We start from the raw sequence: 21,808 nt of genomic DNA on the forward strand, positions 1-21,808 counted from the left end.
AATTAATACTTTTCAGCAAGATCAACCCGGCTGACACCACTTGCTATAGCAGCCTTTGCCACAGCAAACGCAACTCGCTCCTTCAGGCGGGGATCAATCGGTTTTGGGATGATGTAATGCGGGCCAAAATCCCAATTGACTACACCGGGATAATTGTCTTTAACAACTTGGGGAACAGGCTCTTGCGCCAATTGGCGAATCGCTTCAACCGCAGCAATTTGCATTGATTGATTGATACAGGTCGCACGAACATCTAAAGCACCGCGGAAGATGTACGGAAAGCAAAGTACATTATTAACCTGGTTAGGGAAATCGCTTCTGCCAGTTGCAATAATTAAATCGTCACGAACCTGATGGGCAATTTCCGGTCTAATTTCTGGATCTGGATTGGACAATGCAAAAATGACGGGTTTAGGTGCCATCAATTGCAGAAGCTCTGCACTCAGTAAATCAGGCTTCGCTACACCTATAAATACATCGGCATCAACCAAAGCATCAGCCAGCGTACGCCGTGAGGTAGTCCGTGCAAAAGCAAATTTATAAGGGTTTAAGTCTTCTCGCCCTGTATGGATGACGCCTTTCGTATCTAAAAGCAGCATTTTTTCTTTATCAGCCCCTAGAGCAACGAGTAAACGCATAGACGCTAAACCAGCAGCACCGGCTCCGATACACACAATATTCGCTTCAGAAAGCTTCTTTCCCTGTAAATCCAAGGCATTCAGCAAACCAGCCGCAACGACAATTGCGGTCCCATGCTGATCATCATGAAAGACAGGAATATCCAATTGTTCTATCAACGCTTGTTCGATTTCAAAACATTCAGGCGCTTTAATATCTTCCAGGTTAATACCACCAAAAGTTGGAGAAATACGTTTTGCAGTAGCAATAAAAGCTTGAGGGTTTTCTGCGGCGACTTCGATATCAAAAACATCAATATCCGCGAAACGTTTAAATAAAACCGCCTTCCCTTCCATGACTGGCTTAGCGGCTAATGCACCAACATCACCTAACCCAAGTACTGCCGTACCATTGGTCATCACGGCCACTAAATTCCCTTTGGTTGTATAACGATAGGCGTCTTCAGGGTTCTCTGCAATAGCGAGTACTGGTTTGGCTACACCTGGCGTATAGGCAAGCGACAAATCATCTTGTGAATTCGTTGGCTTGGTCACATGCACACCCAGTTTTCCCGGAGTGGGGAATTCATGGTAGTGCAGAGCACGCTGCTTCAATACATCTTTATCCAAAGTACGTCCCCTCTATTTCAAACAACCCGGCGAAAAATCATATAGAAAAATGCTAGGGATGAATAGTCATTTTGAAAAAAAAAGGCGCAATTTCATTGCGCCCAAATACTTTTTTAACTCTGCAACAACGATTACGCGCTTTTCTTTTTCTGATAACGATCGCGGAATTTCTGTACACGACCGCCAGTATCAACTAATTTTTGCTTTCCAGTATAGAATGGATGGCATTGGGCGCAAACCTCGATAGTCAGATCATGACCCAAGGTTGAACCTGTTTCAAAGGTGTGGCCACAACTGCAGGTCACATTAATCGTTTTATAATCAGGATGAATTGAGGCTTTCATAATACCACTCTCTTTGTTTAAACGAGTATCGCCACCTGAACCGTTGCCAAGCACCATACTCTCAATAAATGACGCGCAACATTACCAGAAATACTATTATAGATCAATTTTTTCCCGCTGGTAAAAGACGTCCTTCTTCAAAAAAAGTTACTTTGCCTGTTTTAATATCATGCAAGCCGGCAACAATGCCTACCTCGCCCTTGGCTAATAAGTCTTTAATAATAGGGCTTTGCTCTTGAATTTGTTTGACTACCTGCAACGCATTGTTTTTAGCAATGGCATCGACTAATTCAGCTTTATCACAATCCTGAGTACCCAGTTCTTTTTCTGTAGGGGCTACTACTGGTTTTATCTTGGCCAGAACATGGTCCAAATGCCCCAAATTAACATCATGGCAAGCACCCGCTACGGCCCCACAGGAAGTATGCCCAAGAACGACAATCAAACGTGAGCCAACAACCTTGGTAGCATATTCCATACTACCCAAAATATCTTTATTCAAAACATTGCCTGCTACGCGTAAAGTAAATAAATCAGCCAGTCCTTGATCAAAAAATAATTCCGGAACACTCCGTGAATCCATACAATTCAGCACCACAGCCCAAGGAAATTGGCCATAAGAAGCCTGCTTTGCCTGGGCAAGATAATTACGTTGACGCATATTGTTAGTCAGGAAGCGTTGATTACCTTCTTTCAAACGCAGCAAAGCCTCCTTGGGAGACATCGCTTGCTGTGTAGTAGCCGATGTTACTTTTTTTTGCATCATCAACACTTCTTCAGCAGATTTAGCTGCCCACACCCCGGTGCTCAATAGAAAAATTGCACTAGCCAGAAGCCCTGTCCTAATAGTCATTGTCACGTCCTTATTCGAATTATGGTTATCAACAGTACAAACGATAACTAGTTTACAATGAAACTGGCATTAAATACGATCATTAATCTCAACCCAAACTGGCGCATGATCAGAAGGCCGCTCTGCTTTGCGAGGCTCTTTATCAATGCCTGCTTGTATACAAAGGGCCTTTAGTGTTTCACTCAGCAGGATATGATCAATACGTAATCCCCGATTGCGCCTAAAAGCAGCAGCGCGATAATCCCACCAACTAAAGGCTCGCTCTTCCTGCGGAAAATGACGGAAACTGTCCGTTAAGCCTAAACTTAATAAAGCAGTAAACGCTTCTCGTTCCAGAGGACTGACCAATACCTGCCCCACCCATTCTAATGGATCGTGCACATCCTCATCCTCAGGGGCAATATTAAAATCACCAACAACAGCAAGCTTTGGATAAAGTAGCATTTGTTCCTTAATAAATGCCGTCACTTTTTCCAACCAGTCAAGCTTATAACGATATTTCTCTGAAGTTAACTCGGATCCATTCGGTACATAAAGATTGATAAGACGAAGTTCCCCTATCGTCGCTGCTAAAATTCGGCGTTGGGGATCAATTAAATTTGGAATATCGGTCATCACATCGTTAAGGGGATAGCGGCTGATAATCGCAACACCGTTATAGGTTTTTTGACCCGCATAAACAACCTCATAGCCGCACTCAGTAAACGCTTCTTTAGGGAAGCTTTCATCAACCAATTTAATTTCCTGCAAAGCCAAGATATCGATCGCTGATGACGCAAGCCAGGTTAAAACCTGATCTAATCGAATTTTCAGCGAATTGACATTCCAACTGGCAAGCTTAAGCACACCAATCCCCCTTATATTCGATAATCAGGGGAGCATGATCAGACCAACGTACGTCACGAGCAACACTGACCTTAGTGACACTATCCATTAAACCAGGCGTAATGACTTGATAATCAATCCGCCACCCGATGTTTTTATCCCAGGCACCGCGACTGCGGTAGGACCACCATGTATATTGTTCTTCTTCTTGATTTAATACTCGAAAAGCATCTACAAATCCTAAAGCCCCAAAAAGATTATCCATCCACGCACGTTCTTCAGGCAGAAAACCAGAGTTTTTTTGGTTACCGCGCCAGTTTTTTAAATCAATTTTTTTATGGGCGATATTGTAATCACCGCACAAAATCAGTTCACGCCCTTCATTTTTCAGGACCTTCAGATGATTGGCAAACCGCTCTAAAAAATCATATTTCACGGCTTGTCGGCCTTCTCCACTCGTTCCTGACGGTAGATAAAGGGAAATCACACTTAAACGCGGGTAATCAAATTGAATATAACGGCCTTCAGTATCACAATAATCAAAACCCAAACCCTTTATTACTTTTAAAGGTTTATGACGAGCATAGATTGCCACGCCGCTATAACCTTTTTTGTGGGCGTCATAATACTCACAAAAATAATCACGTGGGTAATAAAGTTCTTCTGGCAACAACTGTGATATTTGGGCTTTTGTTTCCTGAAGACAAACAAAATCAGCATCCTGGGTAGCTAGCCAGTCATAAAATCCATTCCGAGCTGCTGCTCGAATACCATTGGCATTAAAGCTGATTATTTTCACGTGTTAATCACCGATTAAATTAGTGACCTTACTTAGGTCTTGGTCGAATTACCCGTTTAAATTGCTGCCTTCTTTTTTAGGCTCATCGCAATCTCTCCTAAACGCTTACCCAACTGTTTTGCCAGTATAATTTCATCCTGGCTCAATGAAGTGACATTGGCCAGGCCTGAAACATGGGTAACCCCATAAGGAGTCCCACCCGTTTGTGTACTACTTAGAGTCGGTTCAGTATAAGGTAAACCTAGCAGTAACATACCGTGATGGAATAACGGTAACATCATACTGGTTAGGGTGGTTTCCTGTCCACCATGCATCGAGGTTGAGGAAGAGAAGACACAAGCTGGCTTACCCACTAAATCACCGGTGAGCCACACAGGCGTCGTGCTATCTAAAAAATATTTCAGGGGAGCCGCCATATTACCAAACCGAGTCGGACTTCCTAGAGCCAGTCCTTGGCAATGACGCAAATCATCCAGGGTTGCATAGGGTGCTCCAGTATCCGGCACAGACTTATCCACTGCCTCGCAAGTAGCCGAGACAGGCGGTACTGTTCTTAATCTGGCTTCTATTCCAGTAACGCTTTCCACACCTCGAGCAAGGTATTGGGCGAGTTGAGCTGTCGCACCAGTGCGAGAATAATAAAGCACCAGAATATAAGGTTTAATCATTTAGCAGCTCCAAAATTTTCTCCGGTGGACGAGCAATCAGCATCTGCGAACCCAAAATAACGATAGGTCTTTGCAAAAGTTGCGGGTGGTCAATAATCGCCTGAATAATGGTTTCTTCATCAGCCTCTGCCAAACGTTGCTCCTTATAGACGGCTTCATTACTACGTACTATAGCTGCCAATCCTAATTTGGCAGCAAAGCGCCGTACGAGCTCAGCAGACAACGATTGGTGCATATAATCAACAATTTTAAGGGGGACTGCCGCTTCTTGAAGCAGTTGCAAACAAGCACGCGATTTCGAGCAGCGTGGATTATGGTAGATCGTATACATGCCTCAATCCTCAATAAAAAGACTGAGTATAACAAAGATCATTTTGTCGTACATGAAGTGAATTAAAGTGATTTAATAGAAATCATGGTGAATATACATGAATCTTAATGTATAATGACTACCCCCTTTTGAAATCATGTGAGACTGGTATGTCACAGCCTTTGATCAATATTTCCCGTCAACAGGCGCTTTATTTTGCCAGTTTCCTGGTTCTTTACCAATTTCTGGTCTACATAGCTAATGATATGATTATGCCTGGCATGATTCAGGTTACTGCCTCCTTCCATGCTCCGGAATCCGCTATAGCTACCTCATTAACGGTCTATGTACTGGGCGGTGCGAGTCTGCAATTGTTTTTAGGACCGGTTTCAGACCGTTTTGGCCGCAGACCTGTCATGCTGACTGGTGCATTCATTTTCCTTCTCTTTACTCTGCTGATTGCCTGCTCCAATTCGATGGAACAATTTTTACTTGCGCGCTACTTTCAAGGCATGGGCTTATGCTTTATTGCAGTGATTGGCTATGCCACTTTACAAGAAATCTTTGCTGAAATGGATGCTATTCGTTTAATTGCCGTCCTTGCCAATGTGGCTTGTCTCGCCCCCTTGCTTGGGCCTTTGGCTGGAGCCAGCTTTATCCTGTATTTTCACTGGCGTGGTATTTTTGTCCTGATTGGCGTATTGGCACTACTTGCTCTTTGGGGAATATGGCGCTTTATGCCTGAACCTGTAGGCGCGATTAAAAACGATGGTGAAAGAATAAAACCTGCCGCTTTAACACTGCGAGGAGTTGCGACCAATTATCTGCGGTTATTGCGTAATCCATCTTTTATGCTTGGTGCAATAGCCAGTGGCTTATTGGCAATACCTTGCATAGCCTGGATTGCCCTCTCGCCAATTATTCTGGTGACTGACGCCCAATTAACAGTGGTCGAATATGCTCTCTGGCAATTACCCGTTTTCGCAGCAGAGATTCTAGGTAGTTGGTATCTGCGTAAATTAACGCACCGATGTTCAATTAAACAAATTATTCTCTTAGGTTCAACGATAGCCATTTGCGGTCTTTTGGCGGCATGTTTGCTTCCCTTTACGAGTAATGGCAGTTTCTTATATTTCATGCCTGGACTTCTTATCTACTCTTTTGGCCAGGGTGTAACTACCGCCCCCCTAATCAGGCGTACTCTTTTTGCAACACCTATCAGTAAAGGCACGGCTTATGCTTTGATAAGTATGGTAAGTATGTGTGCTCAAGCGCTAGGAGTTGAAGTAGCTAATCAGTTCTATGCGACACACAACAATAGCTACTTCGGTCTCTATTGTGCGATAGTGGGTGTACTTTACCTGATTACTTTATTGGGTGTATTTAGCTTCACTCGACAACAAGATAATGAAGCGGGATTAGCAACAACATAACAACACATTGATACTGGATCCCGTAAGAATGCTACGCATCATACGAGCTAAGGTTTGTTGAGCGATCTAACATAGAACTCACGTAAATTAGCAATAACTAGGTTGCCCATGGATTGGAAAGAAAGAATAGCCAATAAATTTTATGAAGCGGAACGTTTTATTCGTTTTGTAGCTCATCATTTTATTGATGATGATTGCACTTACCGTGCTTCAGCACTCGCTTTTGCCAGCCTGCTCGCTGTTGTTCCACTTATGTCTGTTGGCTTAGCTATCCTTTCTTCCTTTCCAGTTTTTCAAGGGCTTGCACAACCGACACAAGACTTTATTTTTGACAATTTTGTCCCCACTACCGGAAAGGTAGTACAAAATTATTTACAGCAATTCGCAACCCAGGTGTCTAAATTGTCAGTCTGGGGGGTCGTGTTTCTCTTTGTTACAGCTATCCTGGTTATGGTGACCATTGAAGGGACCATGAATAAAATTTGGCGGGTTTCCACACCAAGAAAAGGAGTAGCAGCCTTTCTCCTTTATTGGGCTATTTTATCCTTAGCACCACTCTTGCTCGGTTTAAGTTTGGTCATCAGCTCGTATGTCATTTCAATTCCACTCCTTAAAGATCATCATGCCCCTTTAATTTTGTTAAATGCAATTCCCTTTGTTATATCGCTGACTGGTTTTACCTTTTTATATGTCATCGTGCCTAATTGCACTGTTAAATTTCGTGATGGCCTCTGGGGAGGCGTTGTAGCAGCCTTATTATTTGAGTCGGCCAAACAAGGTTTTGCTTACTATCTAACGCGCTACAACACTTATCAATTACTTTACGGGGCATTTGCCACAGTACCTATCTTTTTTATCTGGGTTTACTGGGTCTGGATTATTACCCTTTTAGGTGCGGAAATCAGTTATGCTCTCGCAGTACATCACCAACGACGCACAGGAAAAGCAATCGACGGGTTTTCACATGCTCTGCTTTGGCTTCATCAACTTTGGCATGCTCAAAGAAAAGGCAAAAGTCTACCTTTGGACGCCTTGGTCAATGCCAGTACTCATCCTTTTGCAATTGATGTTGATGACATGGTAAAGCTTCTGACCGGTTTGGAATTGATTCATACGACAGCCGAAGGCTCTTTTATGCTAAGTCGCGATCTCAGTCAGCTGAGTTTATACAACCTGAGTCAGTTACTTCCCTATCGCCTGCCTACACCAACAGAGGTGGAACATATTAAATCGGTGCACACGAATCATTGGCGGGCCATTTTTAAAAAAAATGACGAGGAACTGCAGAAGTGCCTCGCCATGGATTTAAATCAACTTTTTAGTCAAAGTTGCGCAACTTAGGCATCGTTAAGAGTCAGCCTTCTCTTCTGTAGCCCGGTTTAATACTTCGTGAGCAACAACAAGGGCTTGAGAAAACTCTGCAAAAACATTTTCTGTACCGACTAAGTTGATAATGCCCGCTTTTTGCAACTTGGATTTTACCCGCGTATTTGCCCCAGTCAACATGACTCGAACTTGGCGCTTATGGAAATTAACAATAACCTCTTCTAAAGTCTGTAAACCGGTAATATCAATAAAAGGAACCCAACGTAATCTAATAATTAATAGGCGCGGCTCGGTATGAGTACTAATGAGTGCCCGTTCAAAACTCTCTGCTGCCCCAAAGAAAAAAGGTCCTTCCACAGCATAGACTAGAAGGCCAGCAGGCAGAATATGGATACCATTACTAGCGAACTCTTTTTGTAATTCCTGGTCGCTAACTTGCTGCACTTCAACACTGGCAGCCATACGTCGCAGAAAGTGGAACGTGGCTAAAATAACACCGATATTGACTGCAACCACCAAATCAACAAAAACAGTGACTCCAAAAGTCACTAATAGGATAAGCACATCCGCTCTTGGCGCTCGTTTAAGCATTTTGAAAAAATGAGGTGCCTCACTCATATTCCATGCCACAACAAATAAGATAGCTGCAAGTGCTGCCAAGGGAACATTTACTGCCAATGGTGCAAGAAACAGAATAATCAATATCAAGGTAACGACGTGCACTATACCAGCAAGAGGGCTATTCCCCCCATTACGAATGTTGGTTGCCGTACGCGCAATCGCACCTGTTGCAGCAAAACCACCAAACAAAGGGGCAGCGATGTTAGCAACACCCTGGCCTATTAACTCTTGGTTAGAGTTATGCCGAGTACCGGCCATACCATCAGCAACCACAGCAGAAAGTAGCGATTCGATAGCACCAAGCATGGCAATAGTGAAAGCCGGACCAAGCAACTCAATGAGACGATTAACCGTCACTGTCGGCCAATGCAAGGCAGGTAAACCTTGAGGGATCCCACCAAATGTACTTCCTATGGTAGCTACCCCCTTAAAATGAAAATAGGATTGCAAACCTGTTGCAACCAGCAAAGCGACCAAAGGTCCAGGGACTCGTTTCAGACCCGGTAATTTGTATGAAAAACGTACCAGTAGTAAAGACAGTATTGCCAAGGCCGTAGTAGTTGGTTGCCATTGTGGGAATACTTGCAGCAAGTGCCACAGCTTCTCATGAAAATGAGCGCCTGACACAGCTGGCAGACCAAAAAAATCCTTCCACTGGCCGACCCAAATGATAACCGCAATCCCTGCTGTAAAGCCAACAATGACTGGATCAGGGATAAATTTTATTACTGTACCAAGACGTGCCATGCCCAGAAAGAGCAATATAAAGCCTGCCATTAGCGTCGCAATTTGCAACCCATCAATACCATACCGAGCAGTAATACTGGAAAGAATAACAATAAAGGCACCTGTTGGCCCGGCGATCTGTAAGCGGCTGCCACCAAATGCGGAAACCAGAAGTCCAGCGACAATTGCTGTATAAATACCCTGTTCCGGTTTAGTGCCAGAAGCAATCGCAAAAGCCATTGCCAATGGTAAGGCCACAACACCGACAATAACGCCTGAAACAATATTGGGTAGCCAGTTTTGTCGACGCAACAACCCAGCTCGGTAAGCTTCTAATAAAGCAATCATGGGCACTCAACCTGTGATTTGAAAAATCGCCATTATAGTTCTTTTATGGTTTATTTTGCGACAAATTTCTCACAATTAAGCGTATTTTGATACATTCGATTTCGTTCCAAAATTGCTGTGAGAACAGCACGAAGAGGAACGGGGCGCAGAACCGCTATGGATATACCGGTACATGAGGTCAGAGCATCGTATCGACGAAGCACTGCGAGGCAATAGAGGTCCGAGCACTTGGCACGCGAACTCAAGAAACTCTCGATAGACTGGGGCCACAGGTAAGAGGATGAGTGGATGGCTAGAGAAAAACGAATAGTCTCAGAGAGACTCTCTAAATCCAAAGGACTCATTTTCTTTGGTATTAGCTATGAGGTAAATCGGAAGGCGCGGAAGTATCGCTCAGTGTAGCAATCATTCGCCTAATACCCAGTTCACCCGTTATTTTTCGATTTACAATTAAATTAATATTCACTAATTGAACTGCCTTGCCTTTATCGCTTTGATAGAGAACTTTTAAGGGTAACTCGATTTTCCATTGATTGCCTTTAGCCTCAAGCAATTGAGCACCTCTGGCAATCTCACTGCTCATAGTTATCTGAAGTGTTTTAATGGCTTCAATATTACCTGATTTATACATTGCAGTCTGAAACTCAACCCACCCTTTTTTGGTGAAACAGGCTTGTAATCGCTGTAATTGGGTATCAATGAGTTCCGAATTAAAATTAAACGATTGCATTGCGGCATATTCTGCCCATCTTAAAACAATTGCTTGATCAATGGGGGTAGTTCCAGCAGGTGTTTTATAATCACAATTAAGAACCTGGCTTTGTGCCGCAATGGCGGATTGAGGGGTTGGAGGATTTTGCAGCACTAGCTGGGGTAATTGCTGTGGAATAGAGGCTTGTGCTTGCTGCATTGGATTATTTGCTTGTATTTTTTGCATCGCTTCTGTCGCTTGGTTAACCCTGGCCGCACTTATGCCAGCATTGGGTGAAGCAGCTTGTATAGTGGGGTGTACAGAAGGCCGACTCGCTGTAACGATCCTTGGCCTAAAATCATTCGCGGTAATTTTCCAACCTATTGTCACATGGAGTTGCGTTACTTTATTTTTATTGTTTGCATCAGCAAGGTTTAAAGGAAGGGTGATTTTCCACTGATCGTTATCAGTAACACTAAGGCGCGCCGCCTCATACATTGGGCTGTTCATTGCCGTTTTTTGTGTACTATTTGCTGAAATGCTATCTGATTTCTGTGCGGCCGTTCTAACTTCCCCATTTTCTGCATACCACGAGTGGAATTGTTGAACCGGTGTATCTAAAAATTTATATTTAAAATCAAACGACTGGATCAAAGCCTGATTTAATCCAAATAAAATAAAGTTTTGATGCATTTGGGTGATTTCAGCAAGTGTTTTATAACCAAAATTGCTATTAGGCTCTTCTTGACCTTGAGCAATTGGCATTCGCTGTATTGCTTGGGTTCTTTGTGGCAATGGATAGGGTGGCAGTTGAGCGATATGTTCGAACTGTCTTGGCTGGGCAGTGTTCGTTGGAGCCCTTAGTCCAATACGCTGGGGGAATAAGGACATAAAAAAAGAAGCCATATTTTTTTGTACGGCATTCAAAGTCTCTGCTTTTTTCTTAGCAACGATTTGGTACATACCCCCCACAGCCTTATCCACCGACGTTGATTTTAGAGAGATCGGTGCAAACCGTGGCGTGGCAATCATCTGCATGATTCCGAGATTACCATTTATTTTTCGACCTACCGTTAAATAAATATTAAGGAAATGAGTCACTCTTTCCTCATCGCTTTGATAAACCACCTTTAGAGGTACATTCATTTTCCATAAGTAATCTTTGAATTCGATGAGTTGTGCCTGGCCATCTATCTGGCTACTCACGGCCAGGTTTTGCGTTTTAATGACATCCACATTGCCAGAGCTCTGCAATGCGCTCTTAAATTTAACCCAACCACTTTCAGTATAACAAGCTTGTAATTTTTCCAGTTGGGTATCGACGGATGCAAAATTAAAATCAAACGATTGCCTAACAGCTTGCTGAGCCCAATTGATGACAAACTCTAAAGAAATATTTGAAATTTCAACAGGGATTTTATAATCACAATCAATCGTATCTGCTTGCTGTTGTTCAGGGAATAAGGATTGCGTATTTTGCTCTTCTTGCGGTTGCGGCAAAGCAAAAGAATGGGCTTCTTGTAGTGCACCATTGTCTTGTTTTGGCGGCATCAATCCTGACTGCACGGATTGTTTTATGACAGAACCCCTACCTATCAATATTGCTGTAGAAGGATCCGGATATTGCATAGCCTGCGCTTCAATACAGATTAAGTTAACGAGTGCACCATAAAGAATATTTTTTTTCATGGAACAATTTTATTAATAAGTATCTGACCATTCTGTGATAATCACCGGTTTTCGTCTATAGACTTAAAACCATAACTAATGGCCCAGCGAAAGATTTAAAAAATAATTATTTAAATTCAAATAATTATGATTAATTATTTTTTTACTGTACTACCCGATAAATGTCACCAATTTTGACATTCTGAATAGTCTAAATTCTTATTAGAAATAAAATTTGCTTTTATTGAACCGATGGGGAAAAAATTGGAAATCCATTGAACTTCTTTCGAAACTGGCTGCCATGAGAGAAGTGCCAGGAGAAACGGCGCCCAGAACCGCAATGTACACGTTAGTACATGAAGATCCGGACACCGTATTGACGAAGCCATGCACCGGGGCAATAGCGTTTCAACCCTCCGCACAATCTGGTCACAGAGAGTAACCGCGGCTTATAAAATATAGCGAGCCAAATCCTCATCAGCCACCAATTTGCCTAAATGTTTCTCCACATAGGCAGCATCAACATGTACAGATTCACCCGCTTTATCCGTTGCTTCAAAAGACACCACTTCCAACAAACGCTCCATGACGGTATACAATCGACGAGCACCAATGTTTTCGGTGCGTTCATTGACTCGCCAGGCTACCTCCGCAATACGGCGTATACCGGTTTCATCAAAGCTTAATTGCAACCCTTCAGTCGCCATGAGTGCAGCGTATTGCTCAGTCAATGAGGCGCTAGGCTCAGTCAGAATACGAACAAAATCATCTACACTTAATGCAGCTAATTCTACTCGAATAGGTAAGCGTCCCTGTAATTCAGCAATTAAATCAGACGGTTTCGCCACATGAAAAGCGCCTGAGGCAATAAATAAAATATGATCTGACTTTACCATACCGTATTTAGTGGATACTGTGCAGCCCTCTACCAACGGTAATAAATCACGCTGCACACCCTCACGCGACACATCACCACCGCCCTGCTCTGCTCGTTTAGCAACTTTATCCAATTCATCAATAAAGACAATGCCGTGTTGCTCAACATTTTCAATAGCACGCGTTTTAATATCTTCTTCATTGATTAATTTCGCCGCTTCTTCTTCACGCAATATCTTCATTGCTTTAGCAATTGTTAATTTACGTGTTTTTGTGCGGCCTGTGCCAACCTGCTGAAACATAGCCTGTAACTGGCTGGTCATTTCTTCCATACCAGGTGGTGCCATGATTTCTACGCCAACAGGTGTTGCTGATAACTCGATTTCAATTTCATTGTCATCAAGTGCTCCTTCACGCAATTGCTTACGGAAAACCTGGCGAGTTGATGATTCATTTTCACTGGTGATTACGGCTCCCCTGGCGGGTGGCAATAAAGCATTCAAGATCCGTTCTTCCGCAGCATCCTCAGCGAGATTCTCAACTTTCTTCATGGCTGATTCGCGTTCTTGTTTGATAGCAATATCCGTCAAATCACGAAGGATAGAATCGACATCTCGTCCGACATAACCAACTTCAGTAAATTTAGTCGCCTCTACTTTAATGAAAGGCGCCTGGGCTAATTTCGCCAGGCGTCTGGCAATTTCTGTTTTACCAACACCTGTTGGCCCAATCATCAAAATATTCTTGGGCATTATTTCGTTACGTAATACAGGATCTTTGATTTGCATACGTCGCCAACGGTTACGTAGAGCAATCGCTACAGCGCGTTTTGCTTCATCCTGACCAATAATGTGCTTGTCTAATTCTTGCACTATCTCACGGGGAGTCATTATCATTGTATTATTCACTAGTCACTATCCAATTCTTCAATGGTTAAATTGTGGTTGGTGTAGATACATATATCACCAGCAATCGATAAACTTTTCCGGACAATATCAGCCGCAGACAATTTAGTATTTTCCAACAGTGCTCGAGCTGCCGCCTGGGCAAATGGGCCCCCAGAACCAATAGCAATCAATCCTTCCTCTGGCTCAATGACATCACCATTTCCAGTAATAATTAAAGAGGCTTTACTGTCTGCTACTGCTAACAATGCCTCCAAACGACGTAAGATTTTGTCTGTTCGCCAATCTTTGGCAAGCTCAACAGCAGCACGCACTAAGTGTCCTTGATGCATCTCCAATTTGCGCTCGAAACGCTCAAAAAGGGTGAACGCGTCAGCAGTCCCGCCAGCAAAACCGGCAATTACTTTATCTTTATAAAGTCGTCTGACTTTGCGGGCATTGCCTTTCATTACGGTGTTCCCCATAGTGACTTGGCCATCACCCCCGATAACCACTTTACTGCCCCGCCTGACAGACAGGACGGTTGTACCACGATATTGTTCCAAGATACATCCTCATTACAGGTCGAAAAACCTAAAATGGGGATGCAAAAAAAAAAATCAATAGAGGGTTTGAATTATTTTTCGCTTTCTTGGGGCATAACAGATGAAAATACTTCGCTGGCCGGGCAACATTTCCTGCAAAGACCTTTTAATTCAATAGCATCATGGCCTAAATGGAAATGGTTCTCCGCTGATAATTTTTGTACCAGGGCACGTAGCGTTTTATCGTACACCTCATGAACCTGATGACAATCATTACACACCATTAATACCTCAGTAGCTCGCTGCTTTTCAGGCGCATGACACAGGGTATACGATTGGATAGATTCAATTTTATGTACTACACCTGATTCAACAAAATAATCAAGTACACGATACACTGCGGGAGGCTTGGAGCTTTGCTTGCTTTGCAATAACTTATCGAGAATTTCGTAGGCTTTTAATGGCTTTTCTGCACCCCATAAAAGAAACAAAACACTCTTACGTAAAGAAGTGAATTTCAATTCAATCGCTGAACAATAGTCTAGAAAGGGGGCTGGATAACTCATGTTCTTTAGCTTCTTTAGCCCCTCAATTATAAAGTTAACTCACTATTCTAGGCCGTTCATAAAAGATACGCCATGCATTAAGGGCTCAATTTGCAAATATTCCGCGATGCTTTGGCCAATATCCGCAAAACTATCCCGACGTCCGATAAAACAACTACCTAATTTTGGGCCAAAAGCCAACACCGGGATATGTTCTCTTGTATGATCAGAGCCCGGAAATGTAGGATCACAACCATGGTCGGCAGCTATTACAACCATATCATCAGGTTCTAACTGTTCTATCAGCGCTGGTAAACGCTGATCAAATTGTTCCAGGGCATGAGCATACCCACTCACATCACGTCGATGACCATAAGAAGAGTCAAAATCAACAAAATTGGTAAAGATCAAACTACCCGCTGGCGCTGTTTTCATTGCCGCTAAAGTAGCATCAAATAAGGCTTGGTTACCATCCGCTTTAATTGTCTGCGTCAACCCCTGATGAGCAAAGATATCGGCAATTTTACCAATAGCAATGACTTCTCGCCCTGCCTTTTTTAATGCATCTAAAAGAGTCGGCGCAGGCGGCAACGTTGCATAATCACGGCGATTACCAGTACGGGAAAACCCACCAGGTCTACCAACAAAAGGTCTGGCAATAACCCGTCCTATCTGATAATCATCGACTAGTTTACGCGCAATTTCACAGACTTCATACAAACGCGCCAAACCAAAACTTTCTTCATGGGCCGCAATTTGAAACACACTATCAGCCGACGTGTAAACGATTGGTTTACCTGTCTTAATATGCTCCTCACCCAACTCATCAATAATTGTCGTGCCCGAAGCATGTTTCTGCCCCAATACACCAGGCAACCCTGCTTTTTTTATCAATTCATTAATTAGTTTCTGCGGAAAACAAGGCTGCTCTGCGGGAAAATAGCCCCACTCAAAGGTCACTGGCACACCAGCCAACTCCCAATGGCCACTTGGTGTGTCCTTGCCCAGGCTTTGCTCCACAGCATAGCCGTAATATCCCTTTGGAATAGCAAGCGTTGATAAGTCGAGTAAAGGAAGACCTGAACTGGCTACAGTTGCATGATACAAACCCAGGCTTGCTAAATTAGGGAGATGTAATGCCCCCTGACGAAGCCCGTCTTTATTAGCAAGTCCTTCACTACAAGTCTGATAAATGTGAGCAAAGGTATTGGCTCCCTCATCCCCATAACGGTGCGCATCAAGACTCGCGCCAATCCCCAAGGAATCCATTAATAAAATACAAACACGCCCCAGCATCCTTATACCTCTTTTTGTCGACAGTGGGTTTCTTTTAAACCAAATAAGACAAGCAGAGCCAGAATTAAGCCTAGCGGTAAAATCATTGCAGCATATTGGTAATCACCCAGTGAATAAACAGGAACACCATCCAGCATTTTCATCTCGCCATGATGCATCAATAAAATACTAAATAAATTCTGATAAATGATATAACCGCCTTGAGTCAATATAGAAACCACACTGACTGCCGTGGCAGTTATTAATGGAGAACTGCTTTCAGCAACCAGCGCATAACTTATTACCTGAGCAGCAGTAAAAAAGCCCAAGAGAAAAAACAACACTTTCATGACAGGCAAAGAAACAGGCACAAACAATACGACAACCATGGTTACCAACGAGGCCCATACGCCAACCTTCATTGGTAATACACGTAAACCGAGTTTATCTGAACACCAGCCAATCAATGGCCCACCAACAATTGCCCCAAGAAATAACATGGAATTAACCACGGCCGCATCTTCTTTGGTGACCCCCATTCTCTGGACCAGGTAGAGTGAACCCATCATAGCACCAAACACAGCAATGGCCATGTTCATAAGGCTAGTATAGAGCGCGGCCCTTAAAGTTTGTGGATTAAGATAAGCTTTTTTAGCCGTAACAAGCAAACTGATTTTTTGCCCCACTTTGTGGCTTAGATCCTGTGCTTTATCAATAATTGCAAACGACATGAAAACTAACATAGCCGTACCAAGCCAACCTACTTGTACCAACGCATCCCGCCAACCAATTTGGGCAACTAATTTGGTTAAGGGATACTGCGCCAACATACCACCAGTCATTGCCATGGTGACAATTACACCAGCAACCATTGCCATACGTTGGGGTGGAAACCAGCGGGAAGCCAAGCGAACTGGCCCAAGAAAACAAAATGCGCTGCCAATACCAGTAACAAAACGACAAAACAACGCCAAATAAAAGGAGTGTGCATGAGCAAGGATGAAGGTGCTTAACACACAAAGCAGCATTGCTACCAGAATAGTTTTTTTAGTTGAAAATCGATCAAGGACAATACCAGCTACAAACAGAAAGAGAACGTTTGAAAGATAATATATGCTTGATAAATAAGCCATTTTATCGGCTTGCACATGAAAATCGTACATAATATTATCAGCAATAGATGCAAACATATTGCCTTGAATAAATTCGTAAAAGAAAAACAGTGATGCACTAAAACAAACTAACCATGGTAAGAAAGTTGATGCCAATCTATCACTTCCTTTGAATTCTTCCACCATCTGCATAAAAACTCCTCAATCCAAACGTTTGCAGTAAGTCTCACGAGTCATCAAAACCGCTAGTAAAGCTGCTACAGCGGTTAGAGGGAATATCCACATCGCATATTGAAAGTCAGCTACTGTATATTGTTGTGCTGAAGCAATAGCATGGTGTTGTATTAATACACCAAATATTACTTGCCCCACACCGCCTCCGCCCATGATAAGAACTGAAGCGATACCAGTTGCCGTACCTGTATTTTTGGTTGAATTACTTTCAGCAATTAGGGGATAACTAATCACTTGAGTGCTTGTGAATAAACCCAACATGAAAAACAGGATACTTAATTGGAACTGCGATAAAGCAAGATCCATAAATAAAGGAAGTACAGCTAATAAGGTTGCTATAGCACCCATGATCATTAAGGGTTTGCGGCGTCCCTGGCTATCCGAAAGCCAGCCCACCAATGGGCATCCAAGAATACTCCCCATAAAGATGAGGCTAACAACATTCGAGGCAGCCATTTCAGATAAATGGTGCACCACTTGCAAATAGCTAGCTCCCCACAAAGCGCAAAGAACCATAATGGGTAAATTCAAAAAAGAGGTATAAAAACCAGCAAGCCAGTTTTGGCGATTAGCCAGCGCCTGCAGAAAGCCGGGAAGAATCGCTGCTTGCCCGGAAGTAGGACGCCTTGAGACGATATAAGGCTTATCTTCAACTATTTTATAAATCCACAGCAATAAAAACACGCCTACTGCACCATCAATCAACAAAGAGTTTCTCCAGCCATAGTACTCATTAAGATGAGCAAAAGGAGTATGTGCCATCATCCCGCCCAAAAAGGCCATTGTTACTAAGGAACCGATAACCAAGGCTTGACGGCGAGGTGGAAACCAATTCGAGACTAATACCACACAGGATAAAAAACAGAATGCATTTCCAATCCCTGATAGGAAATGAAAAAAACAAGCTAAAGCGAAGGAGTGCGTCAGTGCAAATCCCAACGTACCAATCACACAAATGAACATAGCACTAAGAATCACCTGGCGGGTAGAAAAACGATCCAGAATGATGCCTGCGGGTAACAGAAATAAAATATCTGCCCACAAATAAGTACTCGACATCCAGCTAAGTTGAGCAGCATTTAAGTGAAAATCATCGCGTAAGGGTTGGTTAATTACATCAAAGATATTAAGTTGAAAAAATTCGTAAAAGAAAAATAATCCTGCTGACAGGCAGACCATCCAAGCCATTAAGTCACCACGAGGCAAAACTACGCCCGAATCCACTGCGACTGAATCAGACAAGATCACTCCTTAGCAAGGGTTGCAAAATTTGCGGCGAATTGTATCAAAAATCACATTGGATTGGTATCTTTATTGAACAATTTTTTCTTGCCAGGCAATACACCGACTTCCCCAGTTTTAAAATGTCGCCGGCAAGTAGAAACATAAAGTCCATCTCCACCAATAACTACCTGCTCCCCCTCTGAAATCACTTCACCTGCTTCACTAAGACGCAAATTCATGATCGCCTTGCGACCGCAATGACAAATTGTTTTAAGCTCGATTAATTCATCTGCCCAGGCAAGTAAATACTGGCTACCCTCAAATAGCTCCCCTCTGAAATCAGTACGTAAACCATAGGCTAGAACTGGAATCTGTAATTGATCAGTAATTTCTGTTAGCTGACTAACCTGCTTACGCGTTAGAAATTGGGCTTCATCAATCAGTACACAAGCATAGTGTTGCCCTTGTTGCAGGCGAGAACTGACTTGTTCATACAAATCATCTTCATTGTAAAAAATTAAGGCTTGTTCTGCTAAACCAATCCGGGAATGAATAATGCCTTGCTGGTATCGAGTATCAATAGCCGGTGTATAGAGCAAAGTTTGCATGCCACGCTCACGGTAATTATGGCTGGATTGCAGTAAAACCGTGCTTTTACCTGCATTCATAGCCGCAAAATAGAAATAAAGCTTTGCCATAAAAACGCTAACCTAATTAAAAGTTCCGGTACTCTACTATGGATTACCTAAAGAAAATAGAATCAGGACTTACGAAAAACGCCGAGGCCGAGGCAAAATTTGATTTTAAGAGGGAAGTTAGCCTAACTAAATGACCGAATTGAAATCAAATTTTAACGAAGAGATCGACGTTTTTCGTAAGTCCTTTGCAAATTAGATCGACTGAGCCTATATTAGCAGCGACTCATGCTCATGCTAAGGATAATTCTATGATTCCAGTACAAGGATATGCTGCCCCAAAGGCAAAAGCACCTCTTGCTCCTTACTCTTTTAAACGCAGAGATGTAGGTGAGCATGATGTTTTGATCGATATCCGTTATTGTGGTATTTGTCATTCTGATATTCACCAGGCACGCGATGAATGGGGTGGAGCCCTTTTCCCTATGGTACCTGGCCATGAGATTGTTGGTGTAGTCAGTAAAATTGGCGGTAAAGTAAAAAAATTTAAAGAGGGGGACCCTGTTGGAGTTGGCTGTTTTGTAGACTCCTGCCGGCGTTGTGAAAGCTGCCATGAAGGGTTAGAACAATATTGTTATGAAGGGATGACAACCACCTATAATGGTATGGAACGCAGTGGTAAACAACTCACGCAAGGCGGGTATTCAACCAAGATTGTGGTGAACGAAAATTATGTCCTTCATATTCCCGACAATTTGCCTCTCGATGCAACAGCACCTCTTTTGTGCGCCGGGATTACTGTCTACTCGCCATTAAAACATTGGGAAGCCGGCCCAGGAAAGAAAGTTGCTATTGTTGGTTTGGGTGGTTTAGGGCATATGGGCGTCAAGCTGGCCCATGCGTTAGGTGCAGAAGTCACTGTGCTCAGTCATTCATCTGCCAAAGAAGCTGACAGCAAGCACTTGGGTGCCGATCATTTTTATGCAACCTCCACCGCGTCGACTTTCGTCAAATTAAGCGCCAGTTTTGATCTTATTATATGTACTGTTTCGACAGGCATTGATTGGAATCAATATTTAAGATTACTGAAACGGGAAGGAACCATGGTCGTCTTGGGAGTTCCTGAAAAAAATGTTCCGGTTGGCGCATTTTCGCTGGTTAGCGGGCGTCGCAGTCTTGCTGGTTCATTGATTGGCGGGATTAAAGAAACCCAGGAAATGCTTGATTTCTGTGGTAAGCATAACATCACCTCCGAGATTGAGTTAATTCCGATTCAACAAGTCAATGAAGCCTATGAACGTGTTTTAAAAAGCGATGTCCGCTATCGTTTTGTCATTGACATAGCCTCGTTAAAATAAATAGTGGGCCCGACTTACCGGGCTCATCAAAAACGAAAACTGCCCCTCGGTTTAAGTGGACTTCACCAGTCAATATGCCTATAATTTAGTCAATTATTGGCTGTTGTAGCGCTGTAAATTGTGAGAATTTTATTTATTAACTTATCTGACCCTGGAACATTAGGGGAAAAATCGGGCGAAGCTTTAGAAAAAAAACATAAACCGTCTTTCTTTGCGAAAGATAAAAGTAGTAAAGTAACCGTATTAAACCTGATGACTTGCGCGTTGCAATTTGCCGACTCAGGAACGATCACTTTAGATCAGCAGACCTCAAAAATCCTTCAGGAATGGTTAAGCAAGAGAAAAAAAAACTATAAAATTATTATTGCCGCGCACGGTAAAGTCGATGATACCGATTACTGTTATGCCGAATCAGATCCTGAAGAGCTTTTCAAAACCCATAAATTACTCAATTATGCTCAGCTCGCTACCTTCGCAAAAAGTCTCCTTGACATGAAAGGTCAAAAAATGCCTTTCAATATGACTTTGAGTATTTGTTATAGTGCCCGCAGTCAAGAGCATGGGAAAGACCATATTCGCCAACTTGCAGAAATTGATATACGAACCAGTTTTGCAGCAAAATTTTATGCTCTCCTAGTTACTGAGTGTAACCTGCGTCTAAAAGCAGTTACGGGTTCCGTCGAATTTGATGAGGTAACCGGCTCTTTACTCGTCGAAAGTGAAGAAGCCATCCAGATAATGGAGCGTTATGATAGTTGCCTTAGAGAACTTAAACGTTTTGAACAAAAAACAGTCCAACCGCTGATGACAGCGTTTATCGATACCAATGGCTATGACGCCTGGGAAATTTATTTGCGCGATGCTGATTATAAAAAGCAGGACACCCCTCTAGATAAGGTCTGGACGCTATTTATTGCTATACAGGACCAATATGAAGAATTGCGCAAGGTAAAAACTCAATTAAGTCAAAAACATTATGGGCAAATCGTGTTTCATTATGATACACAAAAGGATACAGTGACTATTTCGTTAAAGCACAAAGAAAAACAAACCACCCTTAAAGTAATAAAACGGGATGATTTTGTTGCTTATTATAGCCCTGCTGACCACCAAGAGTTGCTGCGCGGCAAAAAACCATCGCCTGCGAAAGCTATTTCAGACGAAATGGACTCAGGCAACGCAATGCACCCAAACCATAAGGTATAACAGGACTACTTTTGACAATGATTGACTAATTGCTTACTTTTAAAGACTACCCTCC

General features: G+C 42.8%; 20 protein-coding genes. 4 read left to right on the forward strand and 16 right to left on the reverse strand.

What is annotated here, in order from left to right:
* Positions 1–2: 2 nt before the first annotated feature.
* The 7 genes from ACN4Z1_RS09480 to arsC form a co-directional block, all read right to left on the reverse strand.
* Entirely contained in the window at positions 3–1,247 is a 1,245-nt protein-coding gene (locus ACN4Z1_RS09480; protein WP_228362837.1) for a malic enzyme-like NAD(P)-binding protein, read from the reverse strand.
* 131 nt (positions 1,248–1,378) lie between these two features.
* Positions 1,379–1,591 carry a 50S ribosomal protein L31 gene (gene rpmE, locus ACN4Z1_RS09485; RefSeq protein ID WP_115222762.1) on the reverse strand — a complete coding sequence of 71 codons (213 nt, stop codon included), beginning with the start codon at positions 1,589–1,591 and terminating at the stop codon, positions 1,379–1,381.
* Positions 1,592–1,694: 103 nt separating this feature from the next.
* The gene (locus ACN4Z1_RS09490; protein WP_228362838.1) at positions 1,695–2,444 is read right to left on the reverse strand and encodes a carbonic anhydrase; all 750 of its coding nucleotides are present in this window, start codon (positions 2,442–2,444) and stop codon (positions 1,695–1,697) included.
* A 69-nt stretch (positions 2,445–2,513) separates the two neighbouring features.
* Positions 2,514–3,290 carry an exodeoxyribonuclease III gene (gene xth, locus ACN4Z1_RS09495; RefSeq protein WP_115222134.1) on the reverse strand — a complete coding sequence of 259 codons (777 nt, stop codon included), beginning with the start codon at positions 3,288–3,290 and terminating at the stop codon, positions 2,514–2,516.
* Positions 3,283–4,068: an exodeoxyribonuclease III gene (locus ACN4Z1_RS09500; protein WP_115222135.1), complete on the reverse strand. Its 786-nt coding sequence runs from the start codon at positions 4,066–4,068 to the stop codon at positions 3,283–3,285. The genes xth and ACN4Z1_RS09500 overlap by 8 nt, the downstream gene beginning before the upstream one ends.
* Before the next feature lie 56 nt (positions 4,069–4,124).
* The gene (wrbA, locus tag ACN4Z1_RS09505; RefSeq protein ID WP_228362839.1) at positions 4,125–4,736 is read right to left on the reverse strand and encodes an NAD(P)H:quinone oxidoreductase; all 612 of its coding nucleotides are present in this window, start codon (positions 4,734–4,736) and stop codon (positions 4,125–4,127) included.
* On the reverse strand, positions 4,729–5,067 hold the full coding sequence (gene arsC / locus ACN4Z1_RS09510) for an arsenate reductase (glutaredoxin) (protein ID WP_228362840.1): 339 nt from the start codon (positions 5,065–5,067) through the stop codon (positions 4,729–4,731). Before arsC ends, wrbA begins: the two co-directional genes overlap by 8 nt.
* Positions 5,068–5,216: 149 nt before the next feature.
* On the opposite strand from arsC, the gene ACN4Z1_RS09515 reads away from it, so the two are divergent.
* Both ACN4Z1_RS09515 and ACN4Z1_RS09520 read left to right on the forward strand, forming a co-directional pair.
* Complete coding sequence (locus tag ACN4Z1_RS09515; RefSeq protein ID WP_115222763.1) at positions 5,217–6,479, forward strand: MFS transporter; 1,263 nt, start codon at positions 5,217–5,219, stop codon at positions 6,477–6,479.
* A 108-nt stretch (positions 6,480–6,587) separates the two neighbouring features.
* Positions 6,588–7,820 (forward strand): YihY family inner membrane protein, encoded by a 1,233-nt coding sequence (locus tag ACN4Z1_RS09520; RefSeq protein WP_228362841.1) that lies wholly within the window; start codon positions 6,588–6,590, stop codon positions 7,818–7,820.
* A gap of 6 nt (positions 7,821–7,826) precedes the next feature.
* On the opposite strand, the gene ACN4Z1_RS09525 is transcribed toward ACN4Z1_RS09520, so the two are convergent.
* The 9 genes from ACN4Z1_RS09525 to ACN4Z1_RS09565 form a co-directional block, all read right to left on the reverse strand.
* Positions 7,827–9,500 carry a SulP family inorganic anion transporter gene (locus tag ACN4Z1_RS09525; protein ID WP_228362842.1) on the reverse strand — a complete coding sequence of 558 codons (1,674 nt, stop codon included), beginning with the start codon at positions 9,498–9,500 and terminating at the stop codon, positions 7,827–7,829.
* A gap of 355 nt (positions 9,501–9,855) precedes the next feature.
* On the reverse strand, positions 9,856–11,880 hold the full coding sequence (locus tag ACN4Z1_RS09530; RefSeq protein ID WP_228362843.1) for a DotI/IcmL family type IV secretion protein: 2,025 nt from the start codon (positions 11,878–11,880) through the stop codon (positions 9,856–9,858).
* A gap of 428 nt (positions 11,881–12,308) precedes the next feature.
* Positions 12,309–13,631: an ATP-dependent protease ATPase subunit HslU gene (gene hslU / locus ACN4Z1_RS09535; protein ID WP_181879461.1), complete on the reverse strand. Its 1,323-nt coding sequence runs from the start codon at positions 13,629–13,631 to the stop codon at positions 12,309–12,311.
* An 11-nt stretch (positions 13,632–13,642) separates the two neighbouring features.
* Positions 13,643–14,185 carry an ATP-dependent protease subunit HslV gene (gene hslV / locus ACN4Z1_RS09540; protein ID WP_115222141.1) on the reverse strand — a complete coding sequence of 181 codons (543 nt, stop codon included), beginning with the start codon at positions 14,183–14,185 and terminating at the stop codon, positions 13,643–13,645.
* 71 nt (positions 14,186–14,256) lie between these two features.
* Positions 14,257–14,730 carry a transcriptional repressor gene (locus ACN4Z1_RS09545; protein WP_228362844.1) on the reverse strand — a complete coding sequence of 158 codons (474 nt, stop codon included), beginning with the start codon at positions 14,728–14,730 and terminating at the stop codon, positions 14,257–14,259.
* Between the two features lie 42 nt (positions 14,731–14,772).
* The gene (locus ACN4Z1_RS09550) at positions 14,773–16,005 is read right to left on the reverse strand and encodes a phosphopentomutase (protein WP_228362845.1); all 1,233 of its coding nucleotides are present in this window, start codon (positions 16,003–16,005) and stop codon (positions 14,773–14,775) included.
* A 2-nt stretch (positions 16,006–16,007) separates the two neighbouring features.
* On the reverse strand, positions 16,008–17,288 hold the full coding sequence (locus ACN4Z1_RS09555; RefSeq protein ID WP_115222144.1) for an MFS transporter: 1,281 nt from the start codon (positions 17,286–17,288) through the stop codon (positions 16,008–16,010).
* Between the two features lie 9 nt (positions 17,289–17,297).
* Entirely contained in the window at positions 17,298–18,572 is a 1,275-nt protein-coding gene (locus ACN4Z1_RS09560) for an MFS transporter (RefSeq protein WP_228362846.1), read from the reverse strand.
* Positions 18,573–18,622: 50 nt separating this feature from the next.
* Positions 18,623–19,252 carry a thymidine kinase gene (locus ACN4Z1_RS09565; RefSeq protein WP_115222146.1) on the reverse strand — a complete coding sequence of 210 codons (630 nt, stop codon included), beginning with the start codon at positions 19,250–19,252 and terminating at the stop codon, positions 18,623–18,625.
* Between the two features lie 248 nt (positions 19,253–19,500).
* On the opposite strand from ACN4Z1_RS09565, the gene ACN4Z1_RS09570 reads away from it, so the two are divergent.
* Together ACN4Z1_RS09570 and ACN4Z1_RS09575 are read left to right on the forward strand one after the other, a co-directional pair.
* Positions 19,501–20,547, forward strand: a complete 1,047-nt coding sequence (locus ACN4Z1_RS09570; RefSeq protein ID WP_228362847.1) for an NAD(P)-dependent alcohol dehydrogenase — start codon at positions 19,501–19,503, stop codon at positions 20,545–20,547.
* Positions 20,548–20,667: 120 nt separating this feature from the next.
* Positions 20,668–21,753 carry a hypothetical protein gene (locus ACN4Z1_RS09575; protein WP_419388170.1) on the forward strand — a complete coding sequence of 362 codons (1,086 nt, stop codon included), beginning with the start codon at positions 20,668–20,670 and terminating at the stop codon, positions 21,751–21,753.
* Positions 21,754–21,808 lie beyond the last annotated feature (55 nt).

This window comes from Legionella sp. ST3F1 (assembly GCF_048553315.1).
GTDB classification, from domain to species: Bacteria; Pseudomonadota; Gammaproteobacteria; order Legionellales; family Legionellaceae; genus Tatlockia; species Tatlockia donaldsonii.